Consider the following 22121-nt stretch of genomic DNA (forward strand, 5'->3'; position numbering starts at 1 on the left):
GAGGGCGACGTCTGCGGCCCCGGGTAGTCTGGAATCATGGCTGCCTCTCGTACCCCCTCCCGTGGCGGAGCGAAGGCAGCCAAGATCGCACAGGTCTCCTGGCGTGAGCCACGACCGGCTCCCGTCGTGCTCGTGTTCGGGCCCGAAGAGGTCTGCGCAGAGCGTGCGATCGCGGGGGTCCGCGACTACCTCCGCACCGAAGACCCTGCGCTCGAGGTGACCGATGTGCGCGCCGACGACTATGCGCCCGGCACCCTCCTCTCATTGACCTCGCCGTCGCTGTTCGGCGAACCGCGACTCGTGCGCGTATCCGGTGTCGAGAAGTGCTCGGATGCCTTCCTGCAGGAGGCAGTCTCCTACCTGGATCACGCCCAGGAGGGAGCGACGGTCATCCTCCGACACACCGGAGTCAGCGTGCGAGGCAAGAAGCTGCTCGACGCAGTGCGCGCGGGCACCGGCGACGGCATCGAGATCCCGTGCCCGGCGATCAAGCGCGACGGCGATCGCGTCGACTTCGCCGCGGGGGAGTTCAAGGCGGCCAAGAAGCGGATCGCACCGCCCGCGCTGCGCGCCCTGGTCTCGGCGTTCTCCGATGACCTCACCGAGCTTGCGGCGGCTTGTCAGCAGCTGATCGTCGACGTCGAGGGCGACATCACCGAAGACGTCGTCACGAAGTACTACGGCGGGCGCGTCGAGGTCTCGGCCTTCGTCGTCGCCGACACGGCGATCGCCGGCCGCTACGGCGAGGCATTGGTCGCGCTGCGTCATGCACTCGCCTCCGGGGCCGATCCGGTGCCGATGGTCGCCGCCTTCGCGATGAAGCTGCGCACGATGGCGCGCGTCGCCGGCAACCGTGAACCCAGTCGTCAGCTCGCCCAGCGGCTCGGCATGAAGGACTGGCAGGTCGACCGTGCACGGCGCGACCTCGCCGGGTGGAATGAGCGGTCGCTCGGGATGGCCATCCAGGCGACGGCTCGCGCTGATGCCGAGGTGAAGGGCGCGGCGCGCGACCCGATCTTCGCGCTCGAGCGCATGCTCACGGTCATCGCGACCCGGCAGCCGTTCGGCGAGTGAGCGTCACCGCGGGTGCGCGGCAGCGTCACTGACGTTCTCGCTTTCGCGAGTTCGAACGAGTTCTGTCACGCGTGCCCGACCCAGTGCCCTGGGCAGCAGCGCATGCGAAAGAGCCCGCCCCGCGAACGGGACGGGCTCTTGTCACACCGCTGGGCGTGGAATCGGCTCAGAGAGCGGAGACCTGCTTGGCGATGGAGGACTTGCGGTTCGCAGCCTGGTTCTGGTGGATGACACCCTTGCTGACGGCCTTGTCGAGCTTGCGGGAGGCGGCCTTCAGAGCCTTCTCGGCTGCAGCCTTGTCGCCGGAGACGACGGCAGCGCGCGTCGCGCGGATGTGCGTCTTCAGCTCGCTCTTCACGGCCTTGTTGCGCTCGTGAGCCTTGTCGTTGGTCTTGTTGCGCTTGATCTGCGACTTGATGTTTGCCACGTGTGGACGCTTTCTGTACGGAGTTGTTAGGAAATGCCGGCAGAAGAAGAGGGCTTCCACTCGGCGGTCGTGAGGGAAGAACCCACACGCAAGCCAAGAACCCACTCTACCAGCATCTCGGCGGTTCGCCCTAAACGGGGGAGGGCGCCTCCTCTTGCGGATGCGGCACGGGGGCATGCGGGTGCACAATCATCAGTATCCCGACACCCGCGTCGCGACATCGACGTCAAGGAGCGACATGAGCCCCGCCCTCCCACCCGTCTCGCCTGTGCCCGGCTCGCGCAGGGTAGGTCCGCGCTGGATGACCGTGTTCGCACTCGCCTGGCTGGCCATCTGGACGGTGCAGCTCACGCCCGTGCAGCTTCTGCTGCCACTCCAGCTCGACACCGCAGAAGAGGACTGGATCAGCGGCGTCATCTCCTCGGGGTTCGTTCTCGGCATCGGCGGTCTCGCCGGCATCAGCGCAGGCCCCGTGGCCGGCGCCCTGTCAGACCGCGCACGTGTCGGACGCCGGCGCCGGCGCCCGTGGGCGATCGGCGGCGTGTTGGTCACCGCGGTGTTCCTGGTCGTCACCGGCTTCAGCGAGGGTCCCTGGGCTGTGGGGGCCGCGTGGGTCGGGGTGTCGATCGGCGTATCGGTGTCGTCTGCCGCCTTCACCGCGCTGATCGCCGATCAGCTGCCCACGACACAGCGGGGTGCGGCAGCTGCCGCCGTAGGGTCGAGCCAGGCGGTGGGTATCGTCCTGGGGGTCGGTCTCGTGGTGCTCCTCGGGCTCGGCATCCGCGACGGCTACCTTCTGCTCGCCGCAGTGATCGCCGTCGTCGGGACGGTCGCGGCGCTTCTTCTTCCCGACCCGCCTGCGTTCGCAGGCTCGTTGCCGGGCACGCGCGACCGTCGTCTGCTCGCATCGCTGCGCGACCGGGACTTCGCCTGGATGCTGTCGGGCCGCCTCGTGACCAACATCGGCAACGCGCTGGGCACCGCGCTGTTCCTCTTCTTCCTGCTGCACGGGTTGCATCAGGAGACGACGGTGGCGCAAGACAATCTGCTGCTCCTGATCGTGGTGTACACGCTCTTCGTGGTGATTGCGTCGGTCTTCACCGGAGTGCTGTCCGACCGCACCGGCAACAGACGCACTCTCGCCATCGTGGCGACGTTCGTGCAGGCGGCCTCTGGTGTCGTGATCGCCGTCGTGCCGACGTTCGAGGCGACGATGATCGCGGCCGCGCTCATGGGGCTCGGCTACGGCGCGTTCTCGACCGTCGGACTCGCCTTCGCCGCCGACCTGCTTCCCGACGAGAAGGATCACGCCAGAGATCTCGGGATCGTCCACGTCACGGCCGCGCTCGGTCAGCTGATCGGCCCCGTGCTCGGCGCTGGACTCGTGGCGCTGGTCGGCGGGTTCTGGCTCGTGTTCATCACCGCCGCTGTGCTGTCGCTCATCGGCGGCGGGCTCACCGCTCTCGCGAGGCAGCCTGCGCGGGATCCGCTGCCGCAGCCGTAGCTCCGGACTCGATGGTCGCGACGGCCAGACGCAGGACGGCGTTGAAGATCTGCGGACGCATCGCGGTGACGAGATGCGTGGTGCGCGGCACCACGATCAGTTCTGCGTGCGGCGCGAGCCTGCGGAAGAGGGCTTCGTTGACCCGCAGCTGATCCCATTGCCCGTTCACGAACCACAGCGGCACACGGATTCGGCCCACAGCCGTGGCGAGATCGAGGGTCGCGAGATCCCGGAGCGCGGTGTCCTGGGTGTCGAGGGCATACCCTCCGGCCGCGAAGTCCGAGCGTGTCTCTTCGGGGATCGTCGCCTCGAGGATGCGCTTCGTGATCCACATCCCTCGGTCGGGCAGCCGGTCGACCGCCCTGGCGATCGCGCGATACGCCGCGAGCCCGGCGCCGCGGGGGAGCGAGGTGCACGACGCTGCCACCAGACCCGCGATCTTCGGTGCCTCGGCGCCGCCGACGTAGGCGAGCGAGAGGAGTCCGCCCATCGAGTGCCCGACGAGCAGCACGGGGCCTCGCGTGGCGGCATCGCGCACGGCGACGTCGATCGTATGGAGCGCCTCGTGCAGGGTGAAGTCCTCGTTCATCCGCGTGCCGTGGCCGGGAAGATCGACAGCGACCGCGGGAATTCCCTGTTCGTCGAGGAACTCCAGTTGCGAACGCCACATCGTCGCGGACGTGCGGATGCCGTGCACGAAGACGATCTGGACGCTCACGCCTTCAGCATAGAGAAAAGCGGGGCCGGTGGATGAACCACCGACCCCGCTGCGAAGCACTGACGAGTCAGGCTCCTTCTGGATTACTTCTCGTATCCCACGTTCTCCACCGGCGTGATGCCGAAGAGGTCGAGACCCACGTAGGGCTCGGGCGTGAGGTTGGCGAGACCCTCCTTGACGGTCCAGATCTCCGGGCCGTTGAGGACCGGGATGATGCCCCAGGTCTTCGCGAAGATCTCGGACTCCATCTCCATGGCCTTCTTGGTCTGCTCGACCGGGTCGGAGATCGTCTCGAGCTCCTCGTGGATCATCTTGTCGATCTCCTCGGTGCCGGTGCCCGAGAGGTTCAGGCCGCTGTCCGAGCAGTACAGCTGGCAGAACCAGGCAGCACCGAACGGGTCGGACGACGTGAAGTTGAGGAAGAAGATGTCACCGTTCTGCGTGGTGTAGTCCTCGGCGAAGTCAGCGGACGGACGGGTGTCGATCGTCACCTCGACGCCGACCTCCTTCAGCTGCGCCTGCACTGCCAGCGAACGAGCACGTGCGGTCTCGGTGTCGGAGTGGACCGGGAAGACCAGCGAAAGACGCTCGCCGTCCTTCTCGCGGATGCCGTCGGCACCGGCGACCCAGCCGGCCTCGTCGAGGAGCTTGTTGGCACCCTCGGCGTCGCCGTCCTTGCGGCCGGCCTCTTCCAGCGCGTTGATGTAGTTCGGCTGGAACGAGAACAGCGTGAGCGAGCCGGCGGGCTCCTCCGTGTAGTTCAGACCGTTGAAGACGATGTCCTTGACCTGCTCGATGCTGATGGCCTCGAACACGGCCTTGCGGACCTCGAGGTCGGACAGCACGGGGTTGGTCGAGTTCAGCGTGAAGATCGCGTTCGCGGTGGCCTGACCCTTGTAGGTCTCGACGCCCTCGAGGCCCTCGACCTGTGCGAGCAGCTCGGCGCTGCCGGTCTCGGCCATGTCGACCTCGCCGTTGCGCAGGGCGTTGACCGCCGCGGTCGGCTCCATCTGGATGAAGGAGACCTTGTCGAGCAGCGGAGCGTTGCCCCACCACTTCTCGTTCGGGACGAGTGTGACCACGCCGCCGGTCTTGTCGAACTCATCGACCGTGTACGGGCCAGCGGCCCACTCCGGGTGCCAGTCGCCGAGGAAGGCGGTGTTGAAGAGCTCAGGCGTGTTGACCGCCGGGTGCAGCAGCTGCGAGTAGACCATCTCGGGCCAGGCGAACTCGCCCTTGAAGGTCACGATGACGTCGCGGTCGTTCTCGCCGGCCTCGACGGACTCGATCTCCTTCCAGCCGTCGGTCGCGTTCGGCTGGTACTCCTCGTTCTCGCCGCTGTTCGCTTCCCAGGTGGCCTTGAACGCGGTGACGTCGATGGGTGTGCCGTCGTTCCAGACTGCCTTCTCGTTGACCTTGAAGTGCAGGACGGTCTTGCCGTCTTCGACTCCGAAGGAGTAGTCGTCAAGGTAGGCGTCGTTCTTCTTGACGGTGCCGTCGGGATCCATCAGCAGGATCTGCGGGCGGAACCACGTCGCGATCTGGGTGACGCGAGCGTCGCCGTCGCTGTGGAAGTAGTTGAGCTGCTCGGCGATGTTCGAGACGGGGATGCGGAGCTCCCCGCCCTCTGCGAGGTTCTCGCGGGGCTGCGGGTTGTAGTCCGCGCCTTCGACCGTCTGAGCTTCGCCTTCACCGCTGTCGCCGCCGCCGTTGCCTGCCGGTGCACACCCGCTCATGACGAGTGCGAAGGCGGCGCCGAGAGCAGCGATGCCCATCAGCTTCTGATGCCGTTTCATGGTACTCCTTAGTGCCTGTCGGCCTTACTTGGGATAGGGGCAGACTAACCCCGCAACTCGCGGGCGAAACCCCAGGGACACGGAACCGTTACCGGACTGTGCACATCGCTATACAGGTCAGCTGGCGGCGATCGCCTCTGCGTCGAAGCCCTCGACGGGGAGGATGATCCGCTCGCGGGTGCGCTCGATGTCGGGGTCGGGAATCGGGATCGCCGACAGCAGTGCCTTCGTGTACGGATGCTGCGGATCGTCGAACACCTGATCCACGTCGCCGTGCTCGACGAATGAACCCTTGTACATCACGGCGACCCTGTCGGCGATGTGCCGCACGACCGCCAGGTCGTGCGCGACGAACAGGTACGACAGGCCGAGCTTCGCCTTGAGCTCGTCGAGCAGGTTGATCACGCCGGCCTGGATCGAGACGTCGAGCGCCGACACGGGCTCGTCGAGCACGACGATCTTGGGGTTCGTCGACAGCGCTCGCGCGATGCCGATGCGCTGACGCTGACCGCCCGAGAATGCCTGGGGGAACCGGTCGCTGTGCGCGGGGTCGAGGCCGACGAGCCCCATGAGCTCTTCGACGCGGTCGAACACGTCGTCCTTGCTCATGCCGATCGCGAACATGGGCTCGGCGATGATGTCCCAGACCGTCATTCGAGGGTCGAGTGCCCCCATCGGATCCTGGAACACGATCTGCAGGTCGCGACGGAGCTTGCGCTCCTCCGCCCGGTTCTTGATGTCCGAGACGCTCGTGCCGCCGATCCGGATGTCGCCGTCCTCCTGGGCGACCAGGTCCATGATCTGCAGCAGTGTCGTGGTCTTGCCGCTGCCGGACTCTCCGACGATCGCGAGGGTCTCACCCTGGCGGATGTCGAAGCTGATGCCCTTGACGGCGTGCACCTCACCGACCTTGCGCTTGAAGAAGGCGCCCTTCATCAGCGGGAAGATCTTGTTGAGGTTGACGGCCTCCAGCGTGATGGGACGATCCTCGCGGGGGACCTCGGCGAGGGTGCTCGCTGGGATCTCGGGGATCGGGAACACCGGCAGGCCGCCGATCGTGCCGTCGTCGTCGATGTCGTTCGCGCGGATGCAGGCGACCGAATGGTCGGAATGGCCTTCCGTGGTGATCGGCAGCAGGTCGGGCTCGCGTTCACGACACGCGTCGATCGCGATCGGGCAGCGCGCCGCGAAAGGGCACGCATCCGGCAGGCCGATCAGCAGCGGCGGGTTTCCCTTGATCGGGATCAGGGGCACCTTCTCGGTCTTGTCGACGCGAGGGATCGCACCCAGGAGTCCGATCGAGTACGGCATCCGGGTGCGGTAGAAGAGCTCACGCACGGGCGCCTGTTCGACGGGCTTGCCCGCATACATCACGAGCACGTCATCGGCGGTCTTCGCGACCACACCCATGTCGTGCGTGATGATCATCATCGCGGCGCCGGTCTCGTGCTGCGCCTTCTCCATGAGCTCGAGAATCTGCGCCTGGATGGTGACGTCGAGCGCAGTGGTCGGCTCGTCGGCGATGATCAGCTTGGGGTCGTTCGCCATCGCGATAGCGATCACGACGCGCTGACGCATGCCGCCGGAGAACTCGTGCGGGAATGCCTTCATCCGGCGCTCCGCCTCGGGGATCCCGACGAGCTTCAGCAGCTCGACCGAGCGATCCCACGCCTCCTTCTTCGACAGTCGGCGGTGCACCGTGAGCGCCTCGATCAGCTGGTCGCCGATCGTGAAGACGGGGGTGAGCGAGGTGAGGGGGTCCTGGAAGACCATCGCCATACCGTTGCCGCGGATCACCGACAGCTGCTTGTCGGATTTGCCGAGCAGCTCCTGGCCGTCGTAGATGATGGAGCCCGTGACCTTGGCGTTGTCGTCGAGCAGGCCCATGATCGCGAGCGAGGTGACGGACTTGCCCGAACCGGACTCGCCGACGATGCCGAGCGTCTTGCCCGCTTCGAGATCGAAGGAGACGCCACGGACGGCGTCGACGCGGCCCGCTTCGGACGGGAAGCTGACCTTGAGGTCGCGGACGGAAAGGACAGTACTCATGCGCGACCTCCAGCCGCCGAGGTCGGATCGAGGGCGTCGCGCAGACCGTCGGCGATGAGTGCCATCGAGACGGTGAGCAGCGTCAGCGCCGCCGCGGGGAAGTAGAACAGCCACGGAGCACTCACGAGCGTGCTCGAGCCGTAGCCGATGAGCGCTCCGAGTGAGACGTCAGGCAGCTTCACACCGAACCCGAGGAACGACAGGGCGGTCTCGGTGAGCACTGCCGAGACCACACCGAGGGTGAAGTTGATCACCAGCAGCGAGCCGATGTTCGGCAGCATGTGCCGGATCACGATCCGCATGCCCGACAAGCCGGCGTAGCGTGCCGCGTGCACGTACTCGCGCTCGCGGATCGACAGCGACAGCGTCCAGATGACGCGCGCCGGGAAGAACCAGCCGACGACGAAGATCATCACGAGCGAGATCACGAGCCAGTTTCCCCCGGCGTCGTTCGAGATCATCGCGAGGATCAGGAAGTTCGGCACGACCATCATGAAGTGGATGATCGCGAGCATGATCCGCTCGTACCGCCCGCCGAAGTACGCGGCGGTGGCACCGATGAGCGCCGAGACGACGGTGGTGCCGATCGCGACCAGCGCGGCGATCATCATCGAGCGCTGGAGGCCGACGGCTACCTGGGCGAAGTTGTCGTTGCCCGAACCGTTCGTCCCGAACCAGTGTTCGGCCGAAGGGGCCTGCCGCAGCGCGAGGAAGTCGAGGTCGGTGTGCGAGTACGGAGAGATGAGGGGCCCGACGATCGCGAACACCACAAGGACGGCGAGGATCACCACGCCGATCAGCGCGCCGCGGTTGCGCATGAAGCGACGCGTGTACAGCGTCAGCATCGAGGTCCGTTTGCGGTTCTTCGGCTTGGTTTCGATTTCGGGGGAGACCCCGATGCTGTCCAGAGCCATCAGCTCACCCGCACTCTCGGATCGAGGACGACCACGGCGACGTCGGCGAGGATCGCGCCGATCGCCGTCATCAGGGCGCCGAATGCCGCGACTGCGACCACGCCGTGGATGTCGTTGTTGTTGAGGGTCTGGATGAAGTAGCGACCCATTCCGTTCCAGTTGAAGATCGTCTCCGTCAGCACCGCGCCGGTGAAGACCGCGGGGATCGTGAACGCGACCTGCGTCGTGACCGGGATCAGCGAGGTCCGCAGTGCGTGCTTGCGAATCGCCTGCTGCTTGGTCAGGCCCTTCGCCCGTGCGGTGCGCACGTAGTCGGCCTTGATGTTGTCGAGCAGCAGCGAACGCTGCAGGAAGTGGATGCCCGCATACCCGGTGAGCACGAGGCCCAGTGTGGGGAGCGTCAGATGCTGCAGCACATCTATGAGGACGGGGAAGAATCCCTCCACCCCCTGACTCGACGAGCCCACCACGTAGAAGACGGTCGTGCCGACCGCGTTGTTGAAGTTGATCGCCAGGAGGACCAGAGCGAAACCGGCGACCACGGTCGGGATGTTCATCGTGATGATGCTGGTGGCCTGACCGATCCGGTCGGCGAGCTTGTACTGCCGCGAGGCGGTGTACACGCCGAGGGCGATGCCGAGGATCGTCGTGATGATCGTCGCACCGAGCACGAGCTCCGCGCTGATCCAGACGCGGTAGGCGACCTGCTCGTTGACGGACTCGCCTGTGGGGCTGAGCCCCCAGTTCCAGTGGAAGAGGATGTTGGAGAACCAGGTCCACCACCGCTCGATGAGAGGTACCGACTCGCTGAGATTGCGAGGGCGCAGGAGGCTGTCGATCTGATCGGCCGAGAGCGGCGGACGCCGCCCGACGTAGTTGTTCTCCGGGTCGAGGTACAGCCACGCGAGGAAGTAGGTGATGTTCGTCGCGATGACGATCATGAGCACCCAGCCCAGCAGGCGGCGCAACAGATACTTGATCAAGGTGATGATTCTTTCTCTTTTACAGGCGCGCGCGGGTTTTGCCGACGCAACGCTGAGCCGGGAAGACAGTCAATCACCATCAGCCGATCTGCGCGACACGACGCCTGCACTTGGTCTGTGACGGAGTCTTATCGCTCACGGGATCCGGTGTCACGGATGGCTCCCGGGCAACCTCGGCAGAATATCACCGGATCGGGCGAAGCGGGCATTAGTCGCGCCTCACCGTAGAATCGTCAGGACATGTCACCACGCGCTCACACTCCGCTTCAGCCTGCCGCGACGCCTTCGGCGCAGATCCGCAATTTCTGCATCATCGCGCACATCGACCACGGCAAGTCGACCCTCGCCGACCGCATGCTCCAGATCACCGGCGTGGTCTCGGATCGCGACATGCGCGCGCAGTACCTCGACCGCATGGACATCGAGCGCGAGCGCGGCATCACGATCAAGAGCCAGGCCGTGCGGATGCCGTGGGAGATCGAGGGCGAGACCTTCGCGCTCAACATGATCGACACCCCCGGCCACGTCGACTTCACCTACGAGGTGTCGCGCTCTCTCGCCGCCTGCGAGGGGGCCATCCTGCTCGTCGACGCCGCACAGGGCATCGAGGCCCAGACTCTCGCGAACCTCTATCTGGCGCTCGAGAACGATCTGCACATCATCCCGGTGCTGAACAAGATCGACCTGCCGGCCGCAGATCCCGACAAGTACGCCAAAGAACTGGCATCCCTCATCGGTGGCAAGCCCGAAGACGTGCTGCGCGTCTCCGGCAAGACCGGTGTGGGTGTCGAGGAGCTCCTCGATCGTCTGGTCAAGGAGATCCCGGCACCTGTCGGCGACGCCGATGCGCCCGCGCGAGCCATGATCTTCGACTCCGTCTACGACGCCTACCGCGGTGTCGTCACCTACGTCCGCATGATCGACGGCAGCCTGTCGCCCCGCGAGCGCATCCAGATGATGTCCACGGGCGCTACCCACGAGGCGCTCGAGGTCGGCGTGTCGAGTCCGGAGCCGGTTCCCACCAAGGGACTCGGCGTCGGTGAGGTCGGCTACCTCATCACCGGCGTGAAGGACGTGCGGCTCTCCAAGGTCGGCGACACCGTCACGACGGCACGCAAGCCCTCGACCCAGGCGCTTCCGGGGTACACGGATCCGAAGCCCATGGTCTTCTCGGGCATCTACCCGATCGACGGCAGCGACTACGCCGACCTTCGCGAGGCGCTCGACAAGCTGAAGCTCTCCGACGCTTCACTGCAGTACGAGCCTGAGACGTCGGTCGCCCTCGGCTTCGGCTTCCGCTGCGGGTTCCTCGGTCTGCTGCACCTCGAGATCATCACCGAGCGACTCGAGCGTGAGTTCGGTCTCGACCTCATCACGACCGCGCCGAGCGTGATCTACGAAGTGCTCACCTCAGACACCGGCGAGACCGTGACGGTCACGAACCCGAGCGAGTACCCCGACGGCCGCATCGGCTCGGTGTCGGAACCGATGGTCAAGACAGCCATCCTGCTGCCGAAGGACTACGTGGGCACGGTGATGGAGCTGTGCCAGTCGCGTCGCGGTGCACTGCTGGGCATGGAGTACTTCTCCGAGGAGCGCGTCGAGCTCCGCTACATGATGCCGCTCGGTGAGATCGTCTTCGACTTCTTCGATCAGCTCAAGTCCAAGACCCAGGGCTACGCCTCGCTCGACTACGAGCCCGCAGGACAGCAGGAGGCGGACCTCGTGAAGGTCGACATCCTCCTGCAGGGTGACAAGGTCGACGCGTTCAGCTCGATCGTGCACCGCGACAAGGCCTACGCCTACGGCACGCTGATGACGGAGCGCCTGCGCAAGCTGATCCCTCGCCAGAACTTCGAGGTGCCGATTCAGGCCGCCATCGGCGCCAGGATCATCGCCCGCGAGACGATCAGGGCGCTGCGCAAGGACGTGCTCGCCAAGTGCTACGGCGGAGACATCAGCCGCAAGCGCAAGCTCCTCGAGAAACAGAAGGAGGGCAAGAAGCGCATGAAGATGGTCGGTCGGGTCGAGGTCCCGCAGGAGGCATTCATCGCCGCGCTCTCCGGCGACGTCGAAGGCAAGGAAAAGAAGTAGAAGCCCACGAGCCGAGCATGCTCGGCGCGTGGGGGTGATCGCCCAGGTAGCGGGAAGTAGGCTGGAATCATGCGGCGCGGGACTTTCCGAGACGACACGGTTGACTATGCGGCCGTGGGTGCGACCCACGCGCCCGATCTGATGCAGTACCCGCCGGAGCGCAGCATCCCGGCGGAGAACTCCTGGCGGATCGGCAGCGGCCTCGAGCGCTTCCAGTCTGCGGGAGAGGCACTGCTCACCTGGACGGCGCAGCGCGCCTCAGGGCTCAGCGTCGAAGACGTGCGCCCCGCGCCGGGGCCGGCATATGCAGGCGTGAGCTTCGATGCCGAGGGCACGCCGATCGCCCCGAGCAAGCACGATGTCGAACAGCGGTTCGACGCAGAGGGCACTCCGTTCGCGGGCCCGGGGATGACCCTGCGCCTGCATGGCCGGGTCGCCGGCATGCGAGCGGATGCCGAGCTTCGCGTGATCTCCGTGACCGAGGAGAAGCGCCGGATCGGTTTCGTGCTCGGCACCGTCGGCGGGTCCGTGGTGCGCGGCGAGGAATCCTTCGACATCGACTGGCGTGAGGACAACGACGAGGTCTGGTTCACGGTGCGCGCGTTCGATGCGCCGAACTCACTGCTCTACCGCGTCATCCCTCCTCTCGTGAAGCGTCGCCGCCGCGAGCTGTTCGCGCGCTATCTGCGGGCGATCTCGCCGCTGTACGCGACTCCGGTCTGATGGCCGCGCCTCTCTGATGGCCGGTCCGCTTCCCCTCGGTGATCCGGCACCGGCCGACGGCCGTCTTCCCTCCGATCTGTCGATCGACCCCGCCGTGCCCTTCTCCGCCTATCTGCACGTCCCGTTCTGCCGGGTGCGCTGCGGCTACTGCGACTTCAACACCTACACCTCGGGAGAGCTCCGCGGCGCGAAGCAGGAGGACTACGCCTCGACACTGATCACCGAGATCGACCTCGCGAGGCGAGTGCTCGCGGATGCCGGCACATTGCGCCCCATGGACACGGTGTTCTTCGGTGGTGGCACACCCACCCTTCTGCCCGCGGGAGACCTCGCCCGGATGCTCGATGCCGCGACGGACGCGTTCGGGCTGGTCGACGGCGCGGAGGTCTCGGTGGAGGCCAACCCCGATACGGTGACGCCCGAAGTGGTTCGAATCCTCGCGGATGCCGGTGTCACGCGGCTGTCGATCGGGATGCAGTCAGCCGTTCCCCATGTGCTCGCGGCGCTCGACCGAACCCACCGCCCGGAGAATGTGACGACCGCTGTCGCAGCGGCCAAGGATGCGGGTCTCGCAGTCAGCGTCGACCTGATCTACGGAGCGCCGGGAGAGTCGCTGGCCGACTGGGAGGCGTCGCTCGACGCGGCGCTCGCTCTCGAGTCGGACCACGTCTCGGCCTACGCGTTGATCATCGAGGACGGCACGAAGCTCGCGCGGCAGATCCGCCGAGGTGAGGTGCCGATGCCGGACGACGACCTGCAGGCCGACATGTACGAGCTCGCTGATGCGCGTCTCGCAGCGGCGGGCTTCGACTGGTATGAGATCAGCAATTGGTCGCGCAGCGTCGAGCAGCGCTCGCGACACAACCTCGCATACTGGCGAGGGAGCGACTGGTGGGGGTTCGGACCCGGTGCGCACAGCCATGTCGCCGGCCTGCGGTGGTGGAACGTCAAGCACCCGGCTGCCTACGCTCAGCGGCTGGCCGCCTCGGAGTCTCCGGCAGCGGGCACCGAGCGCCCTGATGAGGAGTCAGCGACGCTGGAGCGGGTCCTGCTTCTGAGCCGGATCCGTGAGGGGATCGCGGTCGCCGACCTGCAGGCGGACAAACGCCCCAGGGTCGCGGGCCTGATCGCGGATGGCCTCGTCGATCCCGTAGCCGCAGTGCGCGGACGCGTCCAGCTCACTCTGCGGGGTCGGCTGCTCGCCGACGCCGTGGTGCGCGAACTCACCGACTGAGCAGAGAACCGACTGAGCCGAGACGCGCGCTACGGAAGCAGGTCCAGCGCGTCCGTCCGACGCTGCGGCACTGTGGCGCTGTCCGTGTCGAACACGCGCGTGTTCCGCTCCGCACCGAAGGCCGGCCACCCGGGGTCGCCGGTCGTGATGAACGAGATCCACGCGGCGTGCATCTCGTCTGCGAGTCGCTGCGGTGCATCGGCCCCCGCGAGGCGCTGAGCCTCGGGGTCGCCGAGATGATCGAAGACGAAGCCCAGTTCCAGCGCGTGCGCGGCACGCAGGTCGCGAACCGGGCTCCGCCACGCGAACTCGTAGACGTAGGTCGGCGCCGTACGCGCCTTGGCGAGCGTGGTCAGTGGGCCTCGCAGCATGATGTCGGTCGCGAGCTGGCCGAAGATCTCACCCGTGGTCGCGCCCGGGAAGGTCGACCGATAGGCCGCCACCGCTCGGCGCGGGATCCGCAGGGCGAGTCGTCCGAGCAGCAGTGTGATCCTGCTCATCCCTGCGAGCGTGGCAGGGGGGAACCAGAGCCGGTACTCGTCGGTGTTGCTGCCGATCAGAAGCGGCACATCGGTGCCGGTGAGGACCTCGTGCGGTGACCGGGGCAGCGAGCTGGCATCCACCGCGAACTGGAACCCGGGGGCTCCGCCGAGAGGAGACGACCCTGCGGCCTGCTGGTGCCTGGCCTCGAGCAGCCGCTCGGGGGAGACCGAGGCGAACCCAGCTCTGTCGGCGGCGACCCCGAGCCGCTTCGCTAGCTGGGCGGTCACGCGGCCGGCCTTCTTCGCCGTCTGCGCGTGGAGAGGTCCGGACTCGATGATGGCCTTCGCGATCTGCGCCCGAGACGAGTCGTTCGCGAGGAGTCCCGCGACGATCGCACCGCCCGCGGACTCGCCCATGACCGTGATCTGCCCGGGGTCGCCGCCGAAGGCGGCGATCTCGCGGTGCACCCAGGCGAGCCCCGCCGCAGCATCCTGCAGCCCGAGGTTCCGGGGAGCGTCCTCGAGCACGGAGAATCCTTCGGAACCCAGGCGGTAGTTGATCGAGACGAAGACGATCCCGGCGCGGGTGAAGCCGGCGCCGTCGTACAGCGGGATAGCAGCGGTGCCTCGTTCGAGCGCGCCACCGTGGACCCAGAGCACGACCGGGGCGCGGTCGGCATCCTGAGGCGCCCAGATGTTGACCGAGAGGATGTCGTCGCCGGGGATCTCGACCGAGCCCAGCAGCTCGCCGATGGCACCGGGGTACGGAAGCTGGGGCGCGGTCGGCCCGAATGCCGTGGCATCTCTCATGCCGTCCCACGCGGTAACCGGCTGAGGCTCGCGGAAGCGGTTCGGCCCGAAGGGCGCGGCTGCGTAGGGGATGCCGAGGAAACGACGAATGCCGTCGACCACCTCGCCGCGCACGATTCCGGTGGACACGACGACCTGTGGGGCGACACTCATGGGCTCATCGTATGGCGATCAGCGCGTGGTCGGCGTCGGCGGGTAGAATTGGCACTCGTAGCCAGTGAGTGCCAAAGGGAGGGAGTTGCGATGGTCAGTGAAAGAGGCCTCCAGGTTCTCCGCGCGATCGTTCAGGACTACGTCGAGACCCACGAGCCCGTCGGCAGCAGGTCGATCGTCGACCGCTACTCGTTCGGGGTGTCGCCGGCGACGATCCGCAACGACATGGCCCTTCTCGAAGACGAAGAGCTGATCGCCGCCCCGCACACGTCCTCCGGTCGAGTCCCCACAGACAAGGGATACCGCGTCTTCGTCGACCACCTCGCACAGCTGCGACCGCTGTCGGTCGCACAACGCACGGCGATCGAGTCGTTCCTCACGGCGCCCTCCGACCTCGACGACCTGATGGTGCGCACTGTCCGGGTGCTGACCCAGCTCACGGGCCAGGTCGCGCTCGCCCAGTACCCGTCGTTCGCCCGGGCGCATCTGACGCACCTCGAACTCGTCGCGCTGGCGCCGAATCGACTGCTCATCGTGTTGGTCACCGATGCGGGGGGCGTCTCACAGCGCATCGCACCGTTGCCCGTCGACGTCGATGACGCCGATATGGCCGTGCTCCGCGCACGCCTGTCAGCTCTGATCACCGGGAGGGCGGTGAGCGATGCGGCTGAGCGTCTCCAGGCCCTGCTCGCCGACGATGAGCATTCGCACGACATCGTGCTGCGCGCACTCGCGACCATCGTCATCGACGAACTCGGTGCGTTCCGCCAGGAGCGTCTGGTGATGGCGGGAGCGGCGACTCTGGCGCGTCGCGAGCAGGACTTCCGCGGCAGCATCCATCCCATCCTCGAGGCGATCGAGGAGCAGGTTACTCTCCTGCGCCTGATGAGCGAGATGGAGGCCGACTCACACGGCCTCGCAGCCAGCATCGGCACCGAGAACGCGTCTTTCGGACTCGGTGAGGCATCGATCGTCGCCAGCAACTACGCCGCACCGAGCGGCACGGCGCGCGTCGGCGTGATGGGGCCGACCCGCATGGACTATCCGAGCAATCTCGCGGCGGCACGGGCTGTTGCCCGCTACCTGTCACGGATGCTCGATGAAGACGAGGCGGCTCGCTGACGCGGCCGCCCAGATGACAGCACACGCAGAAGGGCCATTGTGGCAGACCACTACGAGGTACTCGGCGTCTCTCGCGACGCCTCCACCGACGAGATCAAGAAGGCGTACCGACGCCTTGCCCGTCAGCTCCACCCCGACGTGAACCCGGGTGAAGACGCCGCTGAGCGATTCAAGCTCGTGACGCACGCGTACGACGTGCTGAGCGACGACGATTCACGCCGCCGCTACGACATGGGCGGGGGAGACGGAGCGGCGAACGACTTCGGTGGTTTCGGCGGTTTCGGCGACATCTTCGAGACGTTCTTCGGCGCCGGCCAGGGTGGTGGCCGCGGAGCGCGTCCGCGTTCGCGGCGCGAGCGCGGCCAGGATGCGCTGGTTCGCGTGACCCTCGATCTCGGCGACGTCGTCTTCGGCGCCCACCGCGACATCGAGGTCGACACCGCCGTGCTGTGCGAGACCTGCAACGGCTCGTGCTGTCAGGAGGGCACGTCGCCCGTCACCTGTGACATCTGCGGCGGGTCCGGACACGTGCAGCGCCAGGTGCGCAGCCTGCTCGGCAACGTCGTGACCTCTCAGCCGTGCGGCACCTGCGAGGGCTACGGCACGACCATCCCGTATCCGTGCGGCACCTGCGGCGGACAGGGCCGGGTGCGCTCTCGCCGCACCGTCTCGCTCGACATCCCCGCCGGCGTCGAGACCGGACTCCGTCTGCAACTGCCGGGGTCTGGAGAGGTCGGCAAGGCCGGCGGTCCGAACGGCGATCTGTATGTCGAGGTCACCGTCAACCCGCATCCCTCGTTCAGCCGCGACGGCGACGACCTGCTCGCGACACTCGAGGTGTCGATGCCGGATGCCGTCCTCGGCACCGAGACCACTATTCAGGGGCTCGACGGCGAGGTCGATCTCGAGATCCGCTCGGGCGTCCAGTCGGGTGACGTCCTGACCATCAAGGGCCGCGGCGTCACGCCCCTGCGGGGCAACCAGCGCGGCGATCTGCGGGTCGGCGTGCAGGTGGTCACCCCGACGAAGCTGGACTCGGCACAGCGCGCGCTGATCGAGGACTTCGCGAAGAAGACGAAGGCGCCGGGTCCGCAGCTGGCGCAGTTCCAGCAGGGACTGTTCTCGAAGCTCCGCGACCGCTTCCGTTCGCACTGATCCGGACGGCGCTCATGGCACTCCACTTCCTCGTCGAGAACTCGGCGGATGCCGCGGTCGGCGACCTCGTGTCGCTCACCGGTGCCGAGGCGAAGCACGCGGCGGTGGTTCGCAGGCTCCGTGTCGGCGAGGCCGTCACCGTCGGGGACGGCGCGGGAGTGTGGCTCACCGGCGTCGCCGAAGAGGTGTCGCCGTCGCGCGTCGAGGTGCGCGTGTCGGCCCGCTCGGTGGAACCCGCACCGAGCCCGCGGATCGCCCTCGCGCAGGCTCTGGCGAAGGGGGATCGCGACGAGCTGGCGGTGCAGGCGGCGTGTGAGCTCGGGGTCGACGAGATCGTTCCGTGGCAGGCCAGCCGCAGCGTCTCGCGCTGGGAGGGGCCGAAAGCGGCCAAGGGACGTGAGCGCTGGTCGACGATCGTCCGCGAGGCTGCCAAGCAGGCTCACCGAGCCTGGGTTCCCGAGGTCTCGCCTCCGGCGACGACGGCAGACCTCGCGTCGCGTGCATCCTCACAGCGCCTGCTGCTGCTCGACCCGAGTGCATCGACGCGGTTGTCGGATCTCGAACCGGACGGGCGTGACATCGTGCTGGTCGTCGGGCCAGAGGGCGGCATCTCCGACGACGAACTCAGGAAGCTCTCCGACGCCGGCGCCGAACGGGTGCTCCTCGGCACGACGGTGCTGCGCACTTCCACGGCGGGTCCTGCGGCCATCGCAGTGCTGTCGGTGGCGCTCGGCCGCTGGTGAACACGGCCACAGACCCGGTCGTGCTGCGGTCAGTAGACTGAGAGCATGTCCGAGCCCTCGATCTTCACGCGCATTCTCAACGGTGACATCCCCGGCGAGATCCTGCTCGACACCGGCCGGGTGTTCGCGATCCGCGACATCAACCCGCAGGCTCCTCTGCACGCTCTCGTGATCCCCAAGACCGAGGACTACCGAGACGTCACCGATCTCGCTCAGGGCGACCCGGGGCTCCTCGCCGAGATGGTCGCCGCAGCCAAGCAGCTCGCGGCAGAGCATGCCAACGGCGAGTACCGCCTCATCTTCAACAACGGCGCGAGCGCCGCCCAATCCGTCTTCCACGTGCACGCCCATGTGCTCGGCAATATCGAGGAGAACAAGCTCGTTGGCTTCTGACGAAAACGACCCAGCCACCGCATCCGACACCGCTGTCGAGAAGATCTATGCCGACGGCGTCGCCATGGTGCAGCTGCTCGGCCCGCAGGACCGCCTGCTGCGGATGCTCGAGAAGGAGCACCGCGACGTGCAGGTGCTCGTCCGCGGCAACGAGATCACGCTCACCGGCGCGGCGGATGCCGTCGCGAAGGCGAAGAACCTCGTCGACGAGCTGATGACCATGACGAAGGCCGGCCACGACCTCGCTCCGAGCGACGTCACCAGTTCGGCGCGACTGCTGCGCAACGACGGGGGACCCCGCCCGAGCGAGGTGCTCGGTGAGGCGATCCTGTCGACCCGCGGCAAGGTCATCCGGCCGAAGACCCTGGGCCAGAAGGAGTACGTCGACGCGATCGAGGAGAACACGATCGTGTTCGGCATCGGTCCGGCCGGAACGGGCAAGACCTACCTGGCGATGGCGAAAGCCGTCCAGGCGCTGCAGCGCAAGGAGGTCACGCGGATCATCCTGACGCGCCCCGCCGTCGAAGCGGGCGAGCGGCTCGGCTTCCTCCCCGGCACGCTGACCGACAAGATCGACCCGTACCTGCGTCCGCTCTACGACGCGCTCAACGAGATGATGGACCCCGAGATCGTCCCCCGCCTCATGGCGACGGGGACCATCGAGGTCGCGCCGCTCGCGTATATGCGCGGCCGCACGCTGAACGATTCGTTCGTGGTGCTCGACGAGGCGCAGAACACGACACCCGAGCAGATGAAGATGTTCCTCACGCGGCTCGGCTTCGGATCCAAGATGGTGGTGACCGGTGACATCACCCAGGTCGACCTCCCGCAGGGATCCTCAGGACTCCGCCTCGTGACGCGCGTGCTCGACGGAATCGACGACATCCACTTCGCGCGACTCACGAGCGACGACGTCGTGCGGCATTCGCTCGTCGGGCGCATCGTCGACGCCTACAGCGAATACGACGAGCGCCGCACGGCTCAGCGCTTCGAGCGGGAGCAGGCGGCCGAGTTCGCCAACCGCGCAGAGCGACGCGGAGCGCAGCGGCCGGGTCCCCGGGACCGGACGCCCAAACGAGGCCTCTCCTGATGAAACGAGCACAGCCATGATCGAGATCAACAACGAGTCGGCGATCGATGTCGACGAGACCGTGCTGCAGCGCCTGACCGACTTCAACCTGGCGCAGATGCACGTGAGCCCGGACGCCGAGGTCGCGATCGTCCTCGTCGACGAGGCCGCGATGGAGGCCCTCCACGTGCAGTGGATGGACGAACCCGGCCCGACAGACGTGCTCAGCTTCCCGATGGATGAGCTGCGCCCCGGCACCGAAGACCGCCCTACGGCCCCTGGGCTGCTCGGAGACATCGTCCTGTGCCCTCAGGTCGCCGAGGCTCAGGCGCAGGCGGCCGGCCACACGCTGATGGATGAGCTGATCCTGCTCACCACGCACGGACTGCTGCACCTCCTCGGCTTCGACCACGCCGAGCCCGAAGAGGAGCGCGAGATGTTCGGACTGCAGAAGGAGCTCATCCAGGGCTTCGCCGCGGCTGAACGTCGACGATGACCGCCGCCCTCCTGCTCGCGGGCGCAGTCCTGCTCGTCGCGTTCGGCGGTCTCATGGCGGCCATCGACGCCGCCTTCGGGGTCACGTCGCGTTCGGACATCGAAGAGATGGGCGCCGAGGGGCGCAACGGTCGTCAGCTTGTGCGGATCGCGGCCGACCCGGACGCACATGTCAACGCCGTCGCGTTCATCCGCGTGCTCGCCGAGACGGCGGCCGCCGTGCTCGTCACGGTCGCGTTCAGCATCCTGTTCGACAACATCTGGTGGGCGATGCTCGCCGCGGCCCTGCTGATGACGGGCATCAGCTTCGTGCTGGTGGGGGCGAGCCCCCGTTCATTCGGCCGGCACCACGCAGAGGGGATGCTCCGCGCGAATGCGCGGATCGTCCGCGGGCTGCGCATCATCCTCGGACCGCTCGCCCAAGGGCTGGTGATACTCGGCAACAGGGTCACTCCAGGACGCGGCCGCAGCTCGTTCACCTCGGAGGAGCAGCTGCTCAGCATGGTCGACGAGGCGGCCTCGAACGACCTGATCGAGGCCGATGATCGCGACCTCATCCACTCGGTGTTCGACTTCACCGATCAATTCGTACGCGCTGTGATGGTGCCTCGCACCGAGATGGTGACGGTCGACGCGACCGCGACGACGAGCGAAGCCATGACGCTGTTCCTGCAGCGGGGTGTGTCGCGCATGCCGGTCGTCGACGACGACGCCGATGACGTCGTCGGCGTGCTGTATCTGAAGGACCTGGTGCTGTTCGCCTTCCGCGATGAGAACGCCTGGCGCACCGCGTCCATCCGTCCGATCTCGCGGCCGGCGACCTTCGTGCCGGAGTCCATGCGTGCCGAGACGCTGCTTCAGCAGATGAAGCGCGACGCCGTGCACGTGTGCCTGGTGATCGACGAGCACGGCGGCATATCGGGCCTCGTGACCCTGGAGGACCTCATCGAGGAACTCGTGGGCGAGATCTCCGACGAGTACGATCAGGTATCAGCGGAAGTCGTCGAACTCGGCGACGGACGCTACCGCGTGAGCTCCCGACTCTCGCTGGAGGATGTCGGCGATCTGTTCGGCCTCGAACTCGAGGACGAGGACGTCGACTCCATCGGCGGTCTGCTGGGCAAGGCACTCGGCCAGGTCCCGCAACCGGGTTCCACAGCGACGGTCGAGGGGCTGACCCTCACCGGCGGCGCGTCTCGAGGGCGTGGTCGTGGAATCGCGACCGTGTTCGTCGAACGCGCGGCAGACGACGCGGGACATGCCGCAGATGAGAGAGACGGAAACGATGACTGAGCAGACGCGGAGCGGGTTCGTGACCTTCGTGGGGCGGCCGAACGTCGGAAAGTCCACTCTCACGAACGCGCTGGTGGGCGAGAAGATCGCGATCACCAGCGAGAAGCCGCAGACGACCAGGCGGGCGATCCGCGGAATCGTGAACCGCCCGGAGGGGCAGCTCGTCATCGTCGACACCCCCGGCATCCACAAGCCGCGGACGCTTCTGGGCGAGCGCTTGAACGACCTCGTCGAGCAGGTGCTCGGCGACGTCGATGTGATCGGCTTCTGCGTGCCGGCGACCGAGAAGGTCGGACCTGGCGACCGTCGCATCGCGGCCTCGCTCGACGGATACCGCCGTGCCAAGAAGATCGCCATCGTCACCAAGACGGATGCCGCAGGGCGCGACGAGATCACCGAACGGCTCATGGAGGTCGACGCGCTGCGCGAGGACTGGGATGCTGTCATCCCCATCTCTGCCCTCACCAACGATCAGCTCGAGGTACTCGCAGACGAGGTTCTCGCTCTCATGCCGGTAGGGCCCGCGCTCTACGGCGAGGGGGTCACGACCGACGAGTCGGAAGAGGATCGCATCGCCGAGATGATCCGCGAGGCGGCGCTCGACGGTGTTCGTGACGAGCTTCCGCACTCGATCGCCGTCATGATCGACGACATCGCTCCCCGTGAAGGAACCGACCTGACCGATGTGCACGCCTCGATCGTCGTCGAGCGGGACAGTCAGAAGGCGATCATCATCGGCCACAAGGGCAAGCGTCTGGCCGACGTCGGACGCCGTGCTCGCGTGGGCATCGAAGAGCTTCTCGGCACCAGGGTCTTCCTGGGGCTGCATGTCAAGGTCGCGAAGGAATGGCAGCGCGACCCGAAGCAGCTCGGACGCCTCGGCTTCTGAC

Annotated in this window: 20 protein-coding genes; 13 read left to right on the forward strand and 7 right to left on the reverse strand. The window is 67.0% G+C overall.

Features of this window, described 5'->3' with window-relative positions:
* Positions 1 to 36: 36 nt before the first annotated feature.
* Positions 37 to 1074: a DNA polymerase III subunit delta gene (gene holA, locus ACIOU8_RS01020; protein ID WP_400784972.1), complete on the forward strand. Its 1038-nt coding sequence runs from the start codon at positions 37 to 39 to the stop codon at positions 1072 to 1074.
* 166 nt (positions 1075 to 1240) lie between these two features.
* On the opposite strand, the gene rpsT is transcribed toward holA, so the two are convergent.
* Positions 1241 to 1501, reverse strand: coding sequence for a 30S ribosomal protein S20 (rpsT, locus tag ACIOU8_RS01025; RefSeq protein WP_400784974.1), 261 nt, complete (start codon positions 1499 to 1501; stop codon positions 1241 to 1243).
* Between the two features lie 238 nt (positions 1502 to 1739).
* Between rpsT and ACIOU8_RS01030 the strand changes: the two genes are divergently transcribed.
* On the forward strand, positions 1740 to 3005 hold the full coding sequence (locus ACIOU8_RS01030) for an MFS transporter (RefSeq protein WP_400784976.1): 1266 nt from the start codon (positions 1740 to 1742) through the stop codon (positions 3003 to 3005).
* On the opposite strand, the gene ACIOU8_RS01035 is transcribed toward ACIOU8_RS01030, so the two are convergent.
* The 5 genes from ACIOU8_RS01035 to ACIOU8_RS01055 form a co-directional block, all read right to left on the reverse strand.
* A complete protein-coding gene (locus ACIOU8_RS01035) occupies positions 2956 to 3723 on the reverse strand; it encodes an alpha/beta fold hydrolase (RefSeq protein WP_400784978.1) in 768 nt (255 codons plus the stop codon). The genes ACIOU8_RS01030 and ACIOU8_RS01035 overlap by 50 nt on opposite strands.
* A gap of 83 nt (positions 3724 to 3806) precedes the next feature.
* Complete coding sequence (locus tag ACIOU8_RS01040) at positions 3807 to 5519, reverse strand: ABC transporter family substrate-binding protein (protein ID WP_400784980.1); 1713 nt, start codon at positions 5517 to 5519, stop codon at positions 3807 to 3809.
* 117 nt (positions 5520 to 5636) lie between these two features.
* Positions 5637 to 7568, reverse strand: a complete 1932-nt coding sequence (locus tag ACIOU8_RS01045) for an ABC transporter ATP-binding protein (protein ID WP_400784982.1) — start codon at positions 7566 to 7568, stop codon at positions 5637 to 5639.
* Entirely contained in the window at positions 7565 to 8482 is a 918-nt protein-coding gene (locus ACIOU8_RS01050) for an ABC transporter permease (protein WP_400784984.1), read from the reverse strand. Before ACIOU8_RS01050 ends, ACIOU8_RS01045 begins: the two co-directional genes overlap by 4 nt.
* Positions 8482 to 9465, reverse strand: coding sequence for an ABC transporter permease (locus tag ACIOU8_RS01055; protein WP_400784986.1), 984 nt, complete (start codon positions 9463 to 9465; stop codon positions 8482 to 8484). The genes ACIOU8_RS01050 and ACIOU8_RS01055 overlap by 1 nt, the downstream gene beginning before the upstream one ends.
* A 240-nt stretch (positions 9466 to 9705) precedes the next feature.
* Here ACIOU8_RS01055 and lepA point away from each other — a divergent pair, with 240 nt between their 5' ends.
* The 3 genes from lepA to hemW all read left to right on the forward strand — a co-directional run bounded on the left by lepA (position 9706) and on the right by hemW (position 13516).
* On the forward strand, positions 9706 to 11559 hold the full coding sequence (gene lepA, locus ACIOU8_RS01060) for a translation elongation factor 4 (RefSeq protein ID WP_400784988.1): 1854 nt from the start codon (positions 9706 to 9708) through the stop codon (positions 11557 to 11559).
* Between the two features lie 69 nt (positions 11560 to 11628).
* Positions 11629 to 12282: a DUF1990 family protein gene (locus ACIOU8_RS01065; RefSeq protein WP_400784990.1), complete on the forward strand. Its 654-nt coding sequence runs from the start codon at positions 11629 to 11631 to the stop codon at positions 12280 to 12282.
* 16 nt (positions 12283 to 12298) lie between these two features.
* The gene (gene hemW, locus ACIOU8_RS01070) at positions 12299 to 13516 is read left to right on the forward strand and encodes a radical SAM family heme chaperone HemW (protein WP_400784992.1); all 1218 of its coding nucleotides are present in this window, start codon (positions 12299 to 12301) and stop codon (positions 13514 to 13516) included.
* A 29-nt stretch (positions 13517 to 13545) separates the two neighbouring features.
* Here hemW and ACIOU8_RS01075 read toward each other — a convergent pair whose 3' ends face one another.
* Complete coding sequence (locus ACIOU8_RS01075) at positions 13546 to 14961, reverse strand: carboxylesterase/lipase family protein (protein ID WP_400784994.1); 1416 nt, start codon at positions 14959 to 14961, stop codon at positions 13546 to 13548.
* A 90-nt stretch (positions 14962 to 15051) separates the two neighbouring features.
* Between ACIOU8_RS01075 and hrcA the strand changes: the two genes are divergently transcribed.
* From hrcA to era, 8 genes are all read left to right on the forward strand, one after another.
* Positions 15052 to 16083: a heat-inducible transcriptional repressor HrcA gene (hrcA, locus tag ACIOU8_RS01080; protein WP_400784996.1), complete on the forward strand. Its 1032-nt coding sequence runs from the start codon at positions 15052 to 15054 to the stop codon at positions 16081 to 16083.
* A 39-nt stretch (positions 16084 to 16122) separates the two neighbouring features.
* The gene (dnaJ, locus tag ACIOU8_RS01085; RefSeq protein ID WP_400784998.1) at positions 16123 to 17238 is read left to right on the forward strand and encodes a molecular chaperone DnaJ; all 1116 of its coding nucleotides are present in this window, start codon (positions 16123 to 16125) and stop codon (positions 17236 to 17238) included.
* 14 nt (positions 17239 to 17252) lie between these two features.
* On the forward strand, positions 17253 to 17981 hold the full coding sequence (locus ACIOU8_RS01090; RefSeq protein WP_400785000.1) for a 16S rRNA (uracil(1498)-N(3))-methyltransferase: 729 nt from the start codon (positions 17253 to 17255) through the stop codon (positions 17979 to 17981).
* A gap of 45 nt (positions 17982 to 18026) precedes the next feature.
* Positions 18027 to 18374: an HIT domain-containing protein gene (locus ACIOU8_RS01095; protein WP_400785002.1), complete on the forward strand. Its 348-nt coding sequence runs from the start codon at positions 18027 to 18029 to the stop codon at positions 18372 to 18374.
* 64 nt (positions 18375 to 18438) lie between these two features.
* Positions 18439 to 19464: a PhoH family protein gene (locus ACIOU8_RS01100; RefSeq protein ID WP_400786830.1), complete on the forward strand. Its 1026-nt coding sequence runs from the start codon at positions 18439 to 18441 to the stop codon at positions 19462 to 19464.
* A 16-nt stretch (positions 19465 to 19480) separates the two neighbouring features.
* On the forward strand, positions 19481 to 19939 hold the full coding sequence (gene ybeY, locus ACIOU8_RS01105) for an rRNA maturation RNase YbeY (RefSeq protein WP_140037322.1): 459 nt from the start codon (positions 19481 to 19483) through the stop codon (positions 19937 to 19939).
* Positions 19936 to 21231, forward strand: a complete 1296-nt coding sequence (locus ACIOU8_RS01110) for a hemolysin family protein (protein ID WP_400785005.1) — start codon at positions 19936 to 19938, stop codon at positions 21229 to 21231. The genes ybeY and ACIOU8_RS01110 overlap by 4 nt, the downstream gene beginning before the upstream one ends.
* On the forward strand, positions 21224 to 22120 hold the full coding sequence (gene era, locus ACIOU8_RS01115; RefSeq protein WP_400785007.1) for a GTPase Era: 897 nt from the start codon (positions 21224 to 21226) through the stop codon (positions 22118 to 22120). Before ACIOU8_RS01110 ends, era begins: the two co-directional genes overlap by 8 nt.
* The last annotated feature ends 1 nt before the right edge of the window (position 22121 follow it).

This window comes from Microbacterium sp. NPDC087589 (assembly GCF_044743635.1).
GTDB lineage: Bacteria > Actinomycetota > Actinomycetes > Actinomycetales > Microbacteriaceae > Microbacterium.